General features: G+C 39.7%; 18 protein-coding genes. 8 read left to right on the top strand and 10 right to left on the bottom strand.

Annotation, left to right across the window (positions count from 1 at the left end; genetic code table 11):
* Nucleotides 1–34: 34 nt before the first annotated feature.
* From H7U17_RS08345 to H7U17_RS08325, 5 genes are read left to right on the top strand one after another with little or no spacing between them, the layout of a single operon-like run.
* Nucleotides 35–1,429, top strand: a complete 1,395-nt coding sequence (locus H7U17_RS08345) for a bifunctional UDP-3-O-[3-hydroxymyristoyl] N-acetylglucosamine deacetylase/3-hydroxyacyl-ACP dehydratase (protein ID WP_186756252.1) — start codon at nt 35–37, stop codon at nt 1,427–1,429.
* Entirely contained in the window at nt 1,426–2,205 is a 780-nt protein-coding gene (gene lpxA / locus H7U17_RS08340) for an acyl-ACP--UDP-N-acetylglucosamine O-acyltransferase (protein ID WP_186756251.1), read from the top strand. Before H7U17_RS08345 ends, lpxA begins: the two co-directional genes overlap by 4 nt.
* 3 nt (nt 2,206–2,208) lie before the next feature.
* Nucleotides 2,209–2,844: an ABC transporter ATP-binding protein gene (locus H7U17_RS08335; protein ID WP_186756250.1), complete on the top strand. Its 636-nt coding sequence runs from the start codon at nt 2,209–2,211 to the stop codon at nt 2,842–2,844.
* Between the two features lie 48 nt (nt 2,845–2,892).
* Nucleotides 2,893–3,369: a hypothetical protein gene (locus H7U17_RS08330; protein WP_186756249.1), complete on the top strand. Its 477-nt coding sequence runs from the start codon at nt 2,893–2,895 to the stop codon at nt 3,367–3,369.
* An 8-nt stretch (nt 3,370–3,377) separates the two neighbouring features.
* Nucleotides 3,378–3,821, top strand: a complete 444-nt coding sequence (locus tag H7U17_RS08325; protein WP_186756248.1) for a nuclear transport factor 2 family protein — start codon at nt 3,378–3,380, stop codon at nt 3,819–3,821.
* Nucleotide 3,822: 1 nt separating this feature from the next.
* Here the strand turns inward: H7U17_RS08325 and H7U17_RS08320 are convergent, their stop codons facing one another.
* Complete coding sequence (locus H7U17_RS08320; RefSeq protein ID WP_186756247.1) at nt 3,823–6,213, bottom strand: endonuclease MutS2; 2,391 nt, start codon at nt 6,211–6,213, stop codon at nt 3,823–3,825.
* Nucleotides 6,214–6,216: 3 nt separating this feature from the next.
* Complete coding sequence (locus tag H7U17_RS08315) at nt 6,217–6,552, bottom strand: DUF4296 domain-containing protein (RefSeq protein ID WP_186756246.1); 336 nt, start codon at nt 6,550–6,552, stop codon at nt 6,217–6,219.
* A gap of 108 nt (nt 6,553–6,660) precedes the next feature.
* Between H7U17_RS08315 and H7U17_RS08310 the strand changes: the two genes are divergently transcribed.
* The 3 genes from H7U17_RS08310 to H7U17_RS08300 are packed head-to-tail and all read left to right on the top strand — an operon-like array spanning nt 6,661 to nt 9,464.
* Nucleotides 6,661–7,539 carry a DUF58 domain-containing protein gene (locus H7U17_RS08310; RefSeq protein WP_186756245.1) on the top strand — a complete coding sequence of 293 codons (879 nt, stop codon included), beginning with the start codon at nt 6,661–6,663 and terminating at the stop codon, nt 7,537–7,539.
* Nucleotides 7,532–8,431 (top strand): hypothetical protein, encoded by a 900-nt coding sequence (locus H7U17_RS08305; RefSeq protein WP_186756244.1) that lies wholly within the window; start codon nt 7,532–7,534, stop codon nt 8,429–8,431. The genes H7U17_RS08310 and H7U17_RS08305 overlap by 8 nt, the downstream gene beginning before the upstream one ends.
* On the top strand, nt 8,418–9,464 hold the full coding sequence (locus H7U17_RS08300) for a vWA domain-containing protein (RefSeq protein ID WP_186756243.1): 1,047 nt from the start codon (nt 8,418–8,420) through the stop codon (nt 9,462–9,464). The genes H7U17_RS08305 and H7U17_RS08300 overlap by 14 nt, the downstream gene beginning before the upstream one ends.
* Nucleotides 9,465–9,578: 114 nt before the next feature.
* Here H7U17_RS08300 and H7U17_RS08295 read toward each other — a convergent pair whose 3' ends face one another.
* From H7U17_RS08295 to H7U17_RS08260, 8 genes are all read right to left on the bottom strand, one after another.
* Nucleotides 9,579–10,091 carry a peroxiredoxin family protein gene (locus H7U17_RS08295; RefSeq protein WP_186756242.1) on the bottom strand — a complete coding sequence of 171 codons (513 nt, stop codon included), beginning with the start codon at nt 10,089–10,091 and terminating at the stop codon, nt 9,579–9,581.
* A 1-nt stretch (nt 10,092) separates the two neighbouring features.
* Nucleotides 10,093–10,722 carry a hypothetical protein gene (locus tag H7U17_RS08290; RefSeq protein WP_186756241.1) on the bottom strand — a complete coding sequence of 210 codons (630 nt, stop codon included), beginning with the start codon at nt 10,720–10,722 and terminating at the stop codon, nt 10,093–10,095.
* A 54-nt stretch (nt 10,723–10,776) separates the two neighbouring features.
* Nucleotides 10,777–11,418 (bottom strand): ATP-binding cassette domain-containing protein, encoded by a 642-nt coding sequence (locus H7U17_RS08285; protein ID WP_186756240.1) that lies wholly within the window; start codon nt 11,416–11,418, stop codon nt 10,777–10,779.
* Entirely contained in the window at nt 11,411–12,106 is a 696-nt protein-coding gene (locus H7U17_RS08280) for a hypothetical protein (protein ID WP_186756239.1), read from the bottom strand. The genes H7U17_RS08285 and H7U17_RS08280 overlap by 8 nt, the downstream gene beginning before the upstream one ends.
* 738 nt (nt 12,107–12,844) lie before the next feature.
* Nucleotides 12,845–13,036, bottom strand: coding sequence for a hypothetical protein (locus H7U17_RS08275; protein WP_186756238.1), 192 nt, complete (start codon nt 13,034–13,036; stop codon nt 12,845–12,847).
* Nucleotides 13,037–13,334: 298 nt separating this feature from the next.
* Entirely contained in the window at nt 13,335–13,520 is a 186-nt protein-coding gene (locus tag H7U17_RS08270) for an ABC transporter ATP-binding protein (RefSeq protein ID WP_186756237.1), read from the bottom strand.
* A gap of 60 nt (nt 13,521–13,580) precedes the next feature.
* Complete coding sequence (locus H7U17_RS08265; RefSeq protein ID WP_230981325.1) at nt 13,581–15,542, bottom strand: peptidase domain-containing ABC transporter; 1,962 nt, start codon at nt 15,540–15,542, stop codon at nt 13,581–13,583.
* A gap of 136 nt (nt 15,543–15,678) precedes the next feature.
* Nucleotides 15,679–15,864: a hypothetical protein gene (locus tag H7U17_RS08260; protein ID WP_186756236.1), complete on the bottom strand. Its 186-nt coding sequence runs from the start codon at nt 15,862–15,864 to the stop codon at nt 15,679–15,681.
* Nucleotides 15,865–16,160: the final 296 nt, after the last annotated feature.

Here is a 16,160-nt window from a genome sequence, read left to right as displayed (position 1 = left end):
GCGAATACAAAAGGATGCCCCAAAAACATCATTAATGAAAGTTAAACAGCATACCATAGGAAAACAGGTAACAGTATCTGGAGTTGGTCTACACACTGGTGTAATGGCCAATATGACATTTGTACCTGCTCCTCCCAATCACGGATACAAGTTCCAAAGAATTGATCTTGAAGGTTCTCCCATCATTGATGCGGATGTAGACAATGTAGTAGATGTATCCAGAGGAACTACTATAGAACAGAGTGGCGCCAGAGTCTTTACCGTAGAGCATGTATTAGCTGCTTTGGTAGGCCTTGAAATAGACAATGTACTCATCCAATTGGATGGACCAGAGCCGCCAATCATGGATGGCAGTTCCATACAGTTCATCAACATCCTGGAAGATGCAGGCTTGCAAGAACAAAATGCCCTAAGACGCTTCTTTGAAGTTCCTGAGAGTATTCATTATAGAGATTCAGCCCGTGAAGTAGAAATGGCCGCTTTGCCATTGGATGATTACAGGGTGACTGTAATGGTGGACTATAATTCACCCGTATTGGGCAGTCAGCATGCATCCATTACTGACATCAGCCAATTTAAATCTGAAATAGCTTCTTGTAGGACCTTCTGTTTCCTTCACGAACTGGAGATGCTTTACAATCAAAACCTCATTCAAGGAGGAGACCTGAACAATGCCATAGTGGTCGTAGACCGTATTGTCACTGACCAGGAATTGGATGGCTTGGCTAAAATGTTCAATAAGCCGAAGGTAGAGGTAAGACAAGAAGGAATTCTCAATAATGTAGAGTTACGTTATAAAAACGAACCTGCTAGACATAAGCTACTTGATGTAGTGGGGGATCTTGCATTAGTAGGCAGGCCTTTAAAAGCCCAAATACTGGCAGCAAGACCCGGTCATGCAGCCAATGTTGCTTTTGCCAAAAAACTAAAAAGGGCAATGGAAAAAGCAGGACCGAGTCATATTCCACACTATGACCCGAAACTTCCTCCTGTGATGGATATTAACCAGATTGGGAATATCCTTCCACATAGATATCCTTTTCAACTTTTGGATAAAATCATTTATCTTGACGACACGGTAGTTGCTGGGGTTAAGAATGTTACCATCAACGAGCCGTTTTTTATGGGGCATTTCCCAAACAATCCTGTCATGCCAGGAGTATTACAAGTAGAAGCCATGGCACAGACTGGCGGCATTCTTGTGCTTAGCACAGTGGATGACCCGGAAAATTACTGGACTTATTTCTTAGGAATAGAAAGCTGCAAGTTCCGTAAAATGGTCTTACCTGGAGATACTTTGGTATTCAAGTGTGAACTATTGTCCCCAATAAGAAGAGGGATTGCAAAAATGAAAGGTGAAGCCTATGTGGGGAACACATTGGTCTGTGAAGCCGTAATGACTGCTAGTATTGTAAGAAAAGACGCATGATAAGTAAGCTATCACAAGTACATGAAAATGCCAAAGTCGGTGAAAATGTAAGCATTGACCCTTTTTCGGTTATTCATGAAAATGTAGAAATCGGAGATGGTACTTGGATCGGTTCCAATGTAACCATATACCCTGGAGCAAAAATCGGCAAAAACTGCAAAATATTCCCCGGAGCGGTAATTGCAGGCGTTCCGCAGGACCTGAAATTCCAAGGTGAAGATTCTACTGTCGAAATTGGAAATAACACAACTATCAGAGAATGTGTTACCGTAAGCCGTGGAACTATTGACAAACGAGTTACCAAGATTGGCAGCAACTGTCTTTTAATGGCCTATGTACACATTGCCCACGACTGTAGTGTAGGAGACAATGTGATCATTGCTAATACTGTTCAGGTAGCTGGGCATGTTTCCATCGACGACTGGGCAATTATCGGGGGCAGTAGTGCTATTCACCAATTTGTCAAAATCGGAATGCACTCCATGATTTCTGGTGGTTCATTGGTAAGAAAGGATGTACCACCGTTCACCAAGGCAGCTAGGGAACCATTGAGCTATGCAGGTGTCAATTCACTGGGACTGAGAAGAAGAGGATTCTCCAATGAATCCATTAGTCATATTCAGGAAGTATACAGGTACCTTTTCCTTAATAGCCTCAATAACAGTAGGGCGCTAGAGGAAATAGAAATCAATCTACCTGCTACCAAGGAAAGAGATGAGATTGTTAACTTTATCAGGTCCTCCGAACGAGGAGTGATGAAAGGATATATTAACTAAACAATGCTAGAGGTCAGGCTAAAGCATGCTGCAAAGCGATTCCAGTATGACTGGATATTTAGAAACCTGGATCTACATATAAGTTCCAACACAAAAATCGCCATTACTGGCAGCAATGGTTCTGGTAAGTCCACTTTATTAAAGTGTCTTGCCGGAACCACTCCTTTTACCGAGGGCAGTGTGGAATATTTTTACGAAAACACCCCTATTCAAGCACCTGAACTTTATCAAAAACTTGCCATAAGCGCTCCCTATATGGAGCTGCCTGAAGAATTCACGCTTTTCGAACTACTCCAGTTCCACTTTGAATTTAAATCCCCCATAGCTGGAATGAACATCAAGCAAATGATCGAAATCATGTACTTGACAGCAGCTAGGAACAAGCAAATCTCCTATTTTTCTTCCGGCATGAAACAGCGGCTTAAATTAGGACTTTGTTTCTTTTCCGATGTTCCCTTGCTGATCCTGGACGAACCAACCTCTAACCTCGATAAAAAAGGAGTAGAATGGTACCTCAGTCTCGTGGAAAAATATGGAAAGAACAGAACTATTTTTATAGGTTCTAACGAACCTAAGGAATATTCCTTTTGTGATCAGACCTTACACATCGAAGATTACAAGCTTCAAAAGTCCCTTTGATTTCAATTGAATATCCTTATATTTACTTGAAAATTTATTTGATAGACTATGAAAAAACTATTCGCATCATACCTCTTATTTTTTTCTTTGGTTACGTTTTTTTCTTGCGGTAGTAAAGACGATCCAACACCATCCAAAACTCCTGAACAAATAGCCACTGAAAAGCTAACTGGTGAGGGCAGTCAAACTTGGGTAGTAATAGGCGGAGGAGCTGTCACCCATAATGGTACAGACGAAACAGCTGAGTGGGCAGATTTTGAAATTACTTTTTCATCCAACGGAAGCACCAAAGCCTATACCACCAGCAATCCCAACAACCTCTATGACGGAAGTGGAAACTGGTCTTTTTCTGGAAGTAACTTTGATAAAATCACCCTCACAGGATCTCAACCCGCGGCAGGAGAAGAAATTTCCTTCTCTGGAGCAGGAAGCAATTTAGTTTTGGAATTCACCGTACCTACCCCCACCAATGGAAGGGTAAAAGCACTGGCAGGATCTTATAAATTTGAGTTGAAAGCAGAATAACCTGTACCATGAAAAGCTTAGCTCTAATATTCTCTTTTTTATGGGCTAGTTGCCATTTCAGTCAGGCACAATCTGAAACCTCTATTGAACTGGTCAATGCAGTCCAAAAACTGACAGAAACCATGATCAGCCCAGATAAAGCCAAGCTCAAAATACTGACGGACAAAAAACTTTCCTATGGACATTCCAATGGAAAAATAGAAAATCAGGAGAAATTCATTGAAAGCCTATTAAGTGGAGCTTCTGATTTTATCAGCATGGACCTGCAAAATCAAAACTATGAGGTCGTTGACAATATTGGAATTGCTAGGCATACACTTCTAGCAGAAACCAATGATGGCGGAGTACCTGGAAAGGTCAAAATCGGCATCATGATGGTCTGGAGATATGACAATGACCAATGGAAGCTTTTAGTCAGACAAGCCTATAAACTTCCACCGGCCCAGCCATAATTTATCTTAAGGTCACCAAGGTAACACCAGCTCCTCCCCTATCAGCATGCTCATCCTCAAATTTCCCTACAGCTGGCATAGTTCGCAGCAAATTACGCGTAATCTCCCTTAAAATGCCATCTCCTTTACCATGCACAATCCTTAGGTCTTTTACACCTAACATATGGCCTTCATCTACAAAATTTTGAACAATTGCTAAAACCTCCTCCCCACGCTTTCCTCTCAAATCCAAATTAGGAGAGAAGTCCCTCATTTTTGACGAAGTATCAAAGCCCATTCTTGAGGCAATGGCTTTCTTCTCTTTCTTAAGGGCAGTATTGGAGATTTTTTCCAGTCTGTTCAGTTTGACATTGGACTTAAGATCCCCAATGCTGATTTCAACATCCTTATTCCTAATAGAAAGCACCTCAGCAATTGCCCCATTATCTTTCAAGCGGACATGATCTCCTTCCTTGATTTCACCTGCTATGACTTTAATTTCTTGGGACAGTTTAGGCTTGATGCTTTTATCCGGCTTGATAGCAGTTTTTAAACTTTCCAGGTCCTTTCTTGCCTTTTGAGTAGCCGCTTTCTCTGCCTTATTTTCCTTAATGGATCGAATAGTTTCCTCTATCTTACTGTTCGCACCATCCAATATTGCTTTGGCTTCCAACTTGGCCTGTTGGATCAATTGCTTTTGGTTACCTTCAATGGTTTCCTTAAGCTCATTATATTCTTTTAACCTTTTGGTAAGTAACCTCTCCTTTCGCTGTGCTTCGTCCAAAAGCCTTTCATATTTGGATTTTTCTGACTCTAGCTTATTCAACAGCTTATCATACCTTACCCTTTCATCACCAATCTGTTCCTTCGCATAACCAATAATTTCCTTGGAAATCCCAATTTTGGTCGCTATTTCCAATGCAAAGGAACTACCTGGCTTGCCTATTTCTAGCTGGTAAAGAGGCTCCAGTTTATCCACATCAAAACGCATAGCCCCATTGGTCATTCCTTGATTTTTGGCAGCTATCTGCTTTAGGTTGCCGTAGTGAGTGGTCACTACCCCATAGGCTCCTGATTTATTCAGGGCCAATAAAATGGATTCGGCAATGGCCCCACCAAACTGGGGTTCCGTACCTGTACCAAATTCATCAATAAAGAAGATGGATTTCTTATCGGCAAACTGTGTAAAATACTTCATGCTCATCAAATGTGAGCTATAGGTACTCAGGTCATTTTCAATATTTTGCTCATCCCCAATATCAATGAAGAAATTCTGGAACACCGTACATTTTGAATGCGGGTCCATAGGGACCAACAAGCCACATTGCAGCATATACTGCACCAAGGCTACGGTTTTGAGGGTAACAGACTTTCCTCCTGCATTGGGCCCAGAAATCACCAAAAGACGGCTATTATGGTCCAAGTGAATGTTCAGGGGTACAATCTTCCTGTCTTGCTGCTTAAGCGCCTGTTCCAAAACAGGGTGGCGGGCATTGTACCATTCTATGACTTTTCCCTTTTGAAGTGTAGGCTTGCTTGCATCCATTTTCAATGCCAGCTTGGCCTTAGCACGAATAAAATCCACCATACCCAAAAAGCGGAATGCACTTTTTAGTTCTGGAATAAAGGGTCTTAAAGTATCCGTAAGCTCGGTAAGTATCTTTTGGACCTCCCTGCGCTCCATATACTCCAATTCCTTAAGCTCATTATTGATATCCAAAACCTCAGCAGGCTCCAAAAACACAGTTTGTCCGGTAGCAGATTCATCATGCACAAAACCTTTGATTTTCCTTTTATTCTCTGCTAGTACAGGCATCACCATCCTGCCTCCTCGTATGGTTATCGATGCGTCATCAGGTGTCAACCCCTTGGCCTTCGCTTCACGAAAGATCCTATCCAAAACCTTTCTGAGTCGGTTTTCCTCATAAAGGATCTGCGCCCTGATCAAACCCAGTTCGCGCGTTGCATTGTTTTTGATTTTACCTTTATCATCCAACACCTTCTCAATAGATCTCAGCAAGGTATTATCAAGATTCACCAATCCCAACAGTTGAAAAAGCTGGGGGTACTCTTCTTGAAATTTCGTAAAGAAATCTACACAGCCCTTGAGCGTAAGTAATGAAAGGCGGATTTCATGAAAATCATCCTCATACAAAAAAGTCCCTTCGATCTTGGCCTTATCCAAATAAGGATAGATATTCAGAAAGTTGGATGAAGGGAACATTTCACCGGACAATAAAATCTGACGAAACTCTTCTGTTTGGTCCAACAGTTTGTTCAGCAAATTGATATCTTTTGAAAAAGACACTTTCTGAACAATATCAGTACCCAATTTACTGGTACATTCTTCCTTGATCCACTCTTTTATTTTATCAAAATTAATCTTGGACTCAAGATTATCCGGATATAGCATACTTTATTTTCCTTCTTTTTCTTTCACATTAAGTGAATCAATCACCCGACCATATAGTTCCTCCATCTTTTCGGTATCCCTCAGATAATATTCCAAACTTTCCATATACACCGTATCTATCACTTGATGATTTTCAAAAACACGACTTTCAAATAATGGATAAAGTTTCTTGGAAGAATCATAGGAGACAGGCAAAGAACTAGCCATGCCTTCAGCCAAGTGGATATCTACCATGATTTCCACCATTTTATCTTCGGACAATAAATAATCAGGCTGCCCTTCTTTGGAGCAAGACAGCAGTCCCGAAAGGGCGATAATGAAGATTATTATTTTTTTCACAATGCAAAATTAGCCAATTCCGTTGAAATTTAGATAATATGTTATCCATTACTCGTTTTATTATTCAATCTAGTCCATTAAATTTAGGCCCTCGGAAAGAATTAGCCCATGAAGCAACTGCTTAAAAAACTTAGGAAATACGAAATCATGATCAGAAAGGTGGCCAATAACCACCTACAGGGTGATTATCAGTCCATTTTCAAAGGAGCGGGCCTTGAATTCGATGACTTGAGGCCATACCAATACGGTGATGATGTCCGTACCATTGAATGGAAAGTATCCGCAAAAGGACACGGCACCTTTGTCAAAACTTTTAAGGAAGACAAGGATCAGTCTGTCTATTTTCTTTTGGACATCAGCGGATCTCAGGATATTGGTGATGAGAGAAGAAAAAAAATCGACTTGGGAAAGGAAATCGCTGGAGTACTGACCTTAGCAGCCATTCATGAGGGCAGCCAAGTAGCCTTGGTGTCTTTTTCAGATCAAAAAGAAAAAGTTATTCTTCCTGGAAAAGGCCCTAAGCAAGGAGTAAAAGTGATTAGAGGAATTTTCAAGCATGAAAACAAATCCATCAAAACCAATCTCAATGAGATGTTCACTTTTTCCCTTAACCTGATCAAGAAAAGAAGCATCATCATAGTGATCTCAGATTTCATCGATGAGAATTATGAAAGATCATTCAAAGCCCTGGGGGAAAAACATGATGTGGTGGCCATTCAGGTAACAGATCCCCGTGAATCAGCTTTACCTTCCTTGGGAATCATCCCGGTTTTTGATAAGGAAGAAGGCAAAACGACTTGGGTCAACACGGCTTTTGGTAGTTTTTCCAAAAAGATTTCCGATACATTTACCAAAGACAGAAGCTCTTTAAAAGAATTATGCAAAAAAAATCAGATTAACTATCTCCCCATTGATACCCAGGAAGACATTGTCCTTCCATTGATCGAATTATTTAGGTACAGGAATAAAACCATGAAGCGTGGGTAAGTTCAAAGGATTCTTCATTAGCATTTTATTAGTAATATTCTCTTCTAACCTTCAGGCCCAAAAGCTGAAGTTGGATGGCTATTTCCTCCAGGATTCTGCCAAATTAGGGGAAAGAGTAGGCTATGTTCTGAAGGCGGAATATCCTTCGGAAATGAATATTGTTTTTCCAGATTCTACTTTTAACTATCAGGATTTTGCTTTCTTGGAGAAACAAACATTTACCTCCTATACCCCCGATAGTGTCACACTGGACAGTGCCATTTACTATCTTTCCAATTTCTCTTTGGATCCAGTAAAGTCCTATTCTCTTCCTGTATTTGAAATATTAAAATACGACAGCATTCAGCATTCTCCTATTGAAGACAACCTAAACTTGGAATTGACCATCAAGCCAATGCCAGAGGAGCTTACCTTCAAGGACAATGATAAGTACCAAGCCATTCCCAAGGAATTCAACTACCCTTATTTGTTGATGTTTTTGGGCATACTCCTTATCGTCATTATAGGCTCTATCCTTTTATTTGGTAATAAATTCCAAAAAGAATGGGCCATTAGAAAAATAAAGAAGAAGCATAAGAAATTTCTTGGTAAATGGACTTCAGCAGTACAAACCTTACAATCCAATCCAAGCTTACAGGTTGCTGATGAAACCCTTTGGCTTTGGAAAGATTATATGGAAGAATTGACCGGTAAACCTTACAGGGAATGGACGGCCACTGAAATTGGAGCGTTCATGGAATTACCTGACCTGGTCAATGATTTCAGAAAAATTGAGATCATCATTTATGCCAACAGGACCTCTGAAGACCTATTGGCGACTTGTGATAAATTAAAATCAGTGTGCGAAGATATGTATCACCAAAAAATCAAAGAAATCCATGAGAGCAAGTGATATAGCAGAATGGTTTTCGCTGAACTGGTTTTTCCCTGAGACCTTTCGCTCTTACGAATGGGAAAACCCTTGGGCCTTGCACCTTCTTTGGATAGTGCCTCTGATATTATTGATCAGAAAGTTCACTAAAATCCTTAAAAATCCATCGCTGGAACTTTCTCTACCGGAAAGTGTATCAAGCAGTAATCCCTGGACTTATTTGAGGTTAGTCCCCACACTCTTCTTTTCTCTGGCCATGCTGATGATTATTATTGCCTTGGCCAGACCACAGCGGTCCAATGAAAAGGTGGAGCAAAGCACAGAAGGTATTGACATCATGCTGGTATTGGATATTTCAGAATCCATGGACTTGCAGGATTTCGAGCCCAACAGGTTGGAAGCCGCCAAAGCTACTGCCATTGATTTTATCAATGGCCGGTTTGGAGACCGAATAGGCATGGTCATTTTTGCCGGTGAAGCATTTTCCCTTGCTCCTTTGACCACAGACTATGAATTACTGACTGACTTGATAGAAGACATATCATTTGATATGATGGATGTAAAAGGTACAGCCATCGGTAGTGCTGTGGCTACTGCTACCAACAGAATGCGTGAATCTGATTCCAAATCCAAAGTGATGGTTTTGCTCAGTGATGGGGACAACAATGCCGGTAATGTAGATCCTACCTTCGCTGCTGAACTGGCAGAGGCCATGGACATTAAAATATATACCATTGCGGTAGGGAAAGACGGTATGGTCCCATATGGAACGGACTTTTTTGGCAGACCTCAAATGGTAGAAACCTATTTGAACGAAACCACCTTGAGGGATTTGGCCAGAATTGGAAAAGGGCAGTTCTTCCGGGCCTCGGATGACAATGCCCTGGAGAACATATTTGAGCAGATCAACCAAATGGAGAAAGCAGAGATCCTAGAATCAAGGTATAAGGAAACACAGGATTTCTATAGACCCTATTTGTTCTTCGCCATTATCTTCTTCTTTATCTGGCTCACCTTGAAAAGCACCTTTGTCAATAACTTCCTTTTGGATTAAAAGTATGGTCAAATCGTCTATTTGTTGGATTGTAGCACTGTCTCATAATCCGTGACGACAGGTCCAAGTTGAGAGACTTGGACCCAAACCCAAAAAAGTCTCAAAAATTTCATCTCAAAAGCTATCCAATAACTTATCCACCTTCACCGTCCCTTGGTAACTTCTGACCAAACTACCCGAGCGATCATAAAGAAAAATCTCCGGAACACTGCCTATATCATAATACACAGCCACCTCCATGCCCTTATCTTGGAACCAATGTATGTTTTTACAATTATTCAATTCCATCCTTTTGGCAAATTTACAGATCACCTTAACCTGTTCGCTAGAAACCAACAATATTTGGACATCCTCAAATTCCTCCAACCTTTCCTTAATGGCCTCTATTTCCTTTTGGCACAGGTAACAAGTAGAATTAAAATAAATCAAAATGATCGGCTGATCATAAGACAGCTCTTCAGTGACAAGCTTTTCTCCATCAGCCCTGTAGAGCGTAAAATCGGGAAACTGGCGAACCCTCTCTGCCACTATTTTCTTTTTCTTTACCCGATCCATGATCAGACACCCCATCACCCCAAGAAAAACGATCACCAAAAAGAGCACAATAAGCTTAAGCCTATTTCTCATATCACGACATATTCAAGGTAATAAAGACTATAAACACCCCCCAACAAAACAGAGCCGTACCATAGGACCCCAAGACAATGTGAGAACTTTTAAGCATGCTCAGTTCCAGTTCCTCCTTTACCAAATACACCAATACAAACACATAGGCCAACTCAAACAAATTAACCAACTGTAGCGGATAGCTGAAAACTGGATGAATGTTTTCCAAATCAAAGAGATTGGTCATCGATAAGGGATAAAAAGTAACAAACTCCTGATAGCTGAGACCATAAGCCGACACGTAAACTAGCTTCACCAATCCGGCGATTACAAAAACCACTTCCGCATATACCGCAATACCAAAAAGCGTCCCCAGCCTTACCTCCTTATACCGGTCAGCAAAAAACAACCCCGCATAAAGCAATATTGCCACCAAAAAACACTTTACCACAAACATCAGAAAGGCAAACAGCACACTGAACCTGTTCCAGAACAGCACTTTGTCGATCGTTGCCTGGATTTCCTTAAATGAGAGCTCCAAAACATCATCATTTAACACTTCGTTCAGCAGCATCCCCTCAAAATCAATCAACAATAGCGTAGCAATGTATAGGGCAAAAGAATAGCCCGATAATATAAAAAATGGTTTCATGATTTTATTATGGAAAGAAGAGTCTGTATAAGAAAAATGACACAGTTTTATTTTTCAACACCTTATTCTCTTGCTATCTCTAACTATACCATTTAAAACTTCTAAGCGCCTATCATGAGGACATTCAAAAACTGACAAATGTTCAGAATACAACACAGTATGTTTTTTCAAATCCTTAATTAAATTAATCAAGCTTTCTTTTGATTTATCATCCAGGCTAGAAAAAGGTTCATCCCATAATAGTAATTGTGGCGTACCTATCAGGCTAGAAATTAACCCAAGTTTTTTTCGGTTACCTTCAGACAATTCTCGAATAAACCTGTTTTGAAAAACATCAAAGCCTAATCTATCAATTGCAGTTTTCATCACATCATTGAATAATGTTCCATTTACCATCTTTAACATACCAACATATTTTAAATGTTCTATAGGCCTTAGATGTGGTATTAAAAAATACTGATCTAAATATGCCCCTACATATTTTTGCCAGCCACTACCATCATTTGGGCATCCATTAATTAAAATAGTTCCTTTTCTACTTTTAATCATATTAAGAATTGAATAAAGAAAAACTGATTTCCCTGCTCCATTTTGTCCAGTTATAAGTACCTTCTCAAATGAGTTTATAATGATATTTTTTTCCAATCTTAATTCAAACCCTTCAATTTTTATTTCTAAATCAATTATTTCAAGCATCGACAAAAACTTTTAGATTTTTAGTAATTCTTTTTATAATAAAAGGAAACAAGACTATTAAAATAATAAAACAAATACTATAAATAATTAAGATATAATTGGTTTCATAGGAGTAATACCTACATAACTTACAAATAATAATATAAATCAAGAAATTAGTAGCGATAACCAAAATATGGACAGGAGGCTGCCTAATAAAGACAAACCGGTCATCATATAGATCAATAAATCTTTGCTGAAAAGACGTTAAAAACAGCGTTAACCAAATTCCAATAGAAACAGAATATCCCCAAGCAATTATTAAAAGCTTCACCCCCTCTCCCAATTTATAATGAAAAACAGCACCGACAACAACTAAAATCATAGAAGAAATGAAAAAGTTCAAAATAACCTTTACCCAAATAATTAACAAAAAATAGTCAGCATTATTTAGCGCAATCTTTTTAAAGGAGTTTTCCCAACTAAATGAGTAAACGCCATAAATATAGATATGACCACCTACAATAAATAATGCCAAGATATCTTGATTAACGGACATTGGTATTTGTGCTTTCCTAAGTATAAATAACAAAAAAACACTCAAGATTAGAGCAATGAATGAACCAATACTATATATTTTAGTGACTTTATTTCTTACAAACAAATAAGATTCCTGCCTCAGCATGAAGCTAACTTTATTAAATAACATAAGTTTCTTTCTTTATAAATCCTACAAAGAATCCCCACATTACCACCACACTACCTATCATTACCAAATAACTCATCAATCCATTTAGGTATAAAACACCTACCACTGAAAAAACAAACAAAAAGAGAAACTTAATTATCACAAATAACCTTTCTTTATTCACCAACAAAATAACATTCAACATAATACTATTTAAGACAGAAAATATAATTGCCTTCTCAATATATACCATTTCAATAAATAAAGATTTCTGGACAAAAGAATACCTAACAATTAAAAGCCCCCCCAGAATCATTATAGTTGTGTTAAAAACAATCATTAATCCTAAACATTTGAGAAGTCTTGATTTCACCAGACAAATCCTTATTAAGTTATTCCCGACCACAAGAGAATTAGAAGGGAAAATAAATTTTGTCAAAAAATCTAAAAATATAAAGAAAATTAGCCCTCCTATTTCAATCCTAAAATCATTAGTGAAGTATAAAAAACATATTAACGATATGTTTACTAAAACAACAAAATAACGTACTAAATACTGGACTATTTTCAGAAATTGATCACCTTTACTACCTTGATCCAAGTCATTTGTTAATAAGCACTTATTTAAATAAACAAAACTACCAATAAGTGATATAGCACTTTTTAATACATTTATATTCAAAACCCTATAAATAAATTACAAAAATAAAATCAACAAGTTGAAGGTTAAAAAAATTTAAACTTGTTGATTTTATAATATCACACTATATTATGGCATCCATAACTGTAGGCAGCACTTACTCCAACTACAAGAAAAGTACCCATACCAAAACTGGCTATTCCAATTATCGCTCCAGCCGCAGTGGTGGCTGCAAGAACTGCCATATCGGATGCAAAAGTACATTTTCCACCTTTTACTCTCTCCATTCTCTCAAAACTTAGCTCTTTCATAATCTACAAAATTTAAATTTAAAAATAGATTTATTAACAGATTCAATTTATCCCTGATCCACTGACATTTCCTGTCAGTCAGTCATTTTTTTCAAGAAAAACATAACTTTTATTCTCTTTACAATACTGGATATCCTTTTCCATAGATAACTTCAGATCTTCCAATATTCGATATACCGACCTTTCCTGGACCCCCAACTTTCTAGCGAGTTCCACCGGCCTGCCCGTTTTCCTATTTTCAATCAACTCTATCAGAAGCTTTGTCCTTTCGTAGTATTTCAGTCCTCCCATGATGTCGCTATTTAATGGTTTCCTGGATGATCTGTTGATAAGCCTCCGCATATTCGTTGGCTCCAAGGGCGAGTTCTTCATGAGCTCCTTCTCCTGCGATACTCCCCTGCTTGAGGATCATTATCCTGTCTGCTTGTTTGGCCAGACCTACCCGGTGGGTGACCAGCAATAGCCCCTGCCCGTAGGCGTACATAGTCCTTTTCAGCAACAGCAATACCTCCCGCTCTGTATCGAAATCCATGGCCGAAGTGGCCTAGTCTAACACCAAAAACATTGGCTGCTTATAGAGTGCCCGTGCAATGGCCACCAGCTGCTTCTGCCCGCCACTGAGGTTTTGGCCATTTTCCCCACATAGGGTCATCACCCCTTGGTCAAACCGCGCAAAAAAACTTTCTAACCCTATCTTCTTCAAAAACTCCCCGCACCTTTGCCATTCTTCTATATCATGGCTCATGCAGATATTGTCCAGTATCGTGGTATTGAAGATCTTTTCAGTCTGGGAGATTACCGCTATCTGCTTTCTCCAATCCGCAAGAAGCCAATTATTGATTGCTTTGTCTCCAATTTTAAGGCAACCCGTTTCTGGTATATAAAATCCCTGTAAGAGGTTAACCAGTGTCGTTTTCCCCGAGCCTACTTTCCCAAATAATGCCACCATTTCCCCTTGGTCCAAGGAAAAACTCACATTGGTCAAAACAGCAAGCTTTCCAGCAAATCGAAAAGACACGTTCTCCAAGACCATTTTCTGGGTATTCTCTTCCAAGCGAACTACTTTCTCGTCCATACCCCTTCCGGGATTTTCCTTTTTCAGAGAGGCTATCTCGTAAAGCCTGTCAAAAGCCACCTTAGCTTCCTGAATCTGGATATTGGCTACGATCAGGGAGGCCACTCCGGGAATGATTCCTCCTCCCACTGTCAGCACGGCCATCAGCTCACCGAGCAACAGGTGTCCCTCCAGGATCATCCATACACCCAATGCAAACATCAGGCTTAGGAATACCGCCGATACCAGTTGGGTAAAAAAGCCGAACCTGTTCGCCACAATGGCCAGGTCATAGCTTTTGCCTTGGTACTGTCCATAGACCATATTGATCCGTTCCTGAAACACCTCTTCCTTACCATAAGACCTCACCGTATGGATACCTGACAGTGATTCCAGATACTGCGCTTCATTTTGACTGTGTGCCTCCATCACTTCTTTTTGAAACGATAGGATAGGACTATGAAAACGGATACCCACCGCTGTAAAGAAAACCAATCCTATCATACATACTAACCCAATAGGCCAGGAGAGATAGTAAATGTAGCCGATTGAAACCAACACCACCAAGACATTAATCGCTACATTACCGGTCAGCAGAGCCACCGTCCTTCGGATTCGCATAGAGTCATTCATCCGTGCCACCAGATCGCCTGTACTGTAACTGTTCAGGACGGGGATCGGAAGGCGAATGATCTTTTCGATGAAGGACTTTACTATTCGGACATTTAGCTCCTTTCCCTGTCGTGCCATAAACATTCCTTGCAAATAGCCCAACAAAGCCCTTAACCCTAGCAACAATGCCAAAGCAACGAGTCCAATTACGATCTTCTCCTTTTCCATATTTGGCAAAAAATCGTCAATCAGCTTTTGAGAAAAAATGGCTGTGGACAACCCTGCCAATGCCATCAGTATCCCTATGGTAACAGCTACGGTAAGGATAGGAATATCCTCGCTGATCAATTCCACAAACCACATCCATCGGTTTCTTTTGTCAGCCTTACGCGTGTGAAAATTCACTCCTGGTGTGATCGTCAGCAAAGTTTTGGATTGCCAAATTGCAGCTAACTCATTTTCCGAATACATCAAGATACCCTTGGCAGGATCCCCTAACACAAAACGGCCCTCCAAAACCCCATAGCTGATTACAAAATGCTCTTGCTTACCTTCCATCACCACATGGAGGATCACAGGATCGGAAAACTCCTTGAGGTGGTCCACTTCCGCCTCAAAGCCTTTCGCTTCAAAACCAATTTTCTCTGCCGCCTGTAAAAGCCCCAGCATGGAGGTTCCATTGATTGTGGTACCACTTGATTCCCGAAGCTTCTCTTGAGAGATGCCTCCATCATAGTATGCTGAAAGGGAGCTCAGGCATGCCAGTCCACAAGAGTACTCCCCCACCTGCTGGACGTGGATTTTCTGTAGTTCTTTAATGGTTCTTTTCATTCTTTTCATGGTTAAAAAATTCACCTAATTATTTGTTAAAAAAGATCAGTAATTAAAGCACCCCGCTATTTCATCTGAAAGTCAATCTCATATCGTATTGATCAGTGCAATGCAGCTCCTCAAGAGCACAATATCCTCTCCTAGACTAATCTGAATCTCCTTCTCTGATAACACTTTGAATCATACCTATAGATGAAAACACCATCCCTACAGAGGTCAATACCACTATAGTGAGACTTACTTTACCCAAAAAATAACCACACCATCCCAAACCTATGAGCAGCAAGGCCACCACCAAAATGGTTATCCGAATAATTTGTTCCTTGTCCATAGAACTTCTGGTTATATACAGCTCAGAGCCATTTCAATTTACAAAATCAACATCTCGGGGACATTCATCACCAATCTGCGCAATCCATTAAAAAAACAGGAAAGGCATATTCCTTCTCCTACCATGCTTATCACTGTATCTTAAATATTTATACAATCAACTATATACTAATCCAAAAATCACCTATTCTAAATATGTTTCTCTTAGGATGATTTATTTGTCACAATATGACCGAAAACAAACAATATCATGCTTACCGCAATACATAGAAATGCTCAATAATCTTTTTGGAGAAT

Origin of the sequence: Echinicola salinicaeni (genome assembly GCF_014280965.1) — a bacterium.
GTDB classification, from domain to species: Bacteria; Bacteroidota; Bacteroidia; order Cytophagales; family Cyclobacteriaceae; genus Echinicola; species Echinicola salinicaeni.
This window is presented reverse-complemented; position numbering and strand designations above follow the sequence as displayed.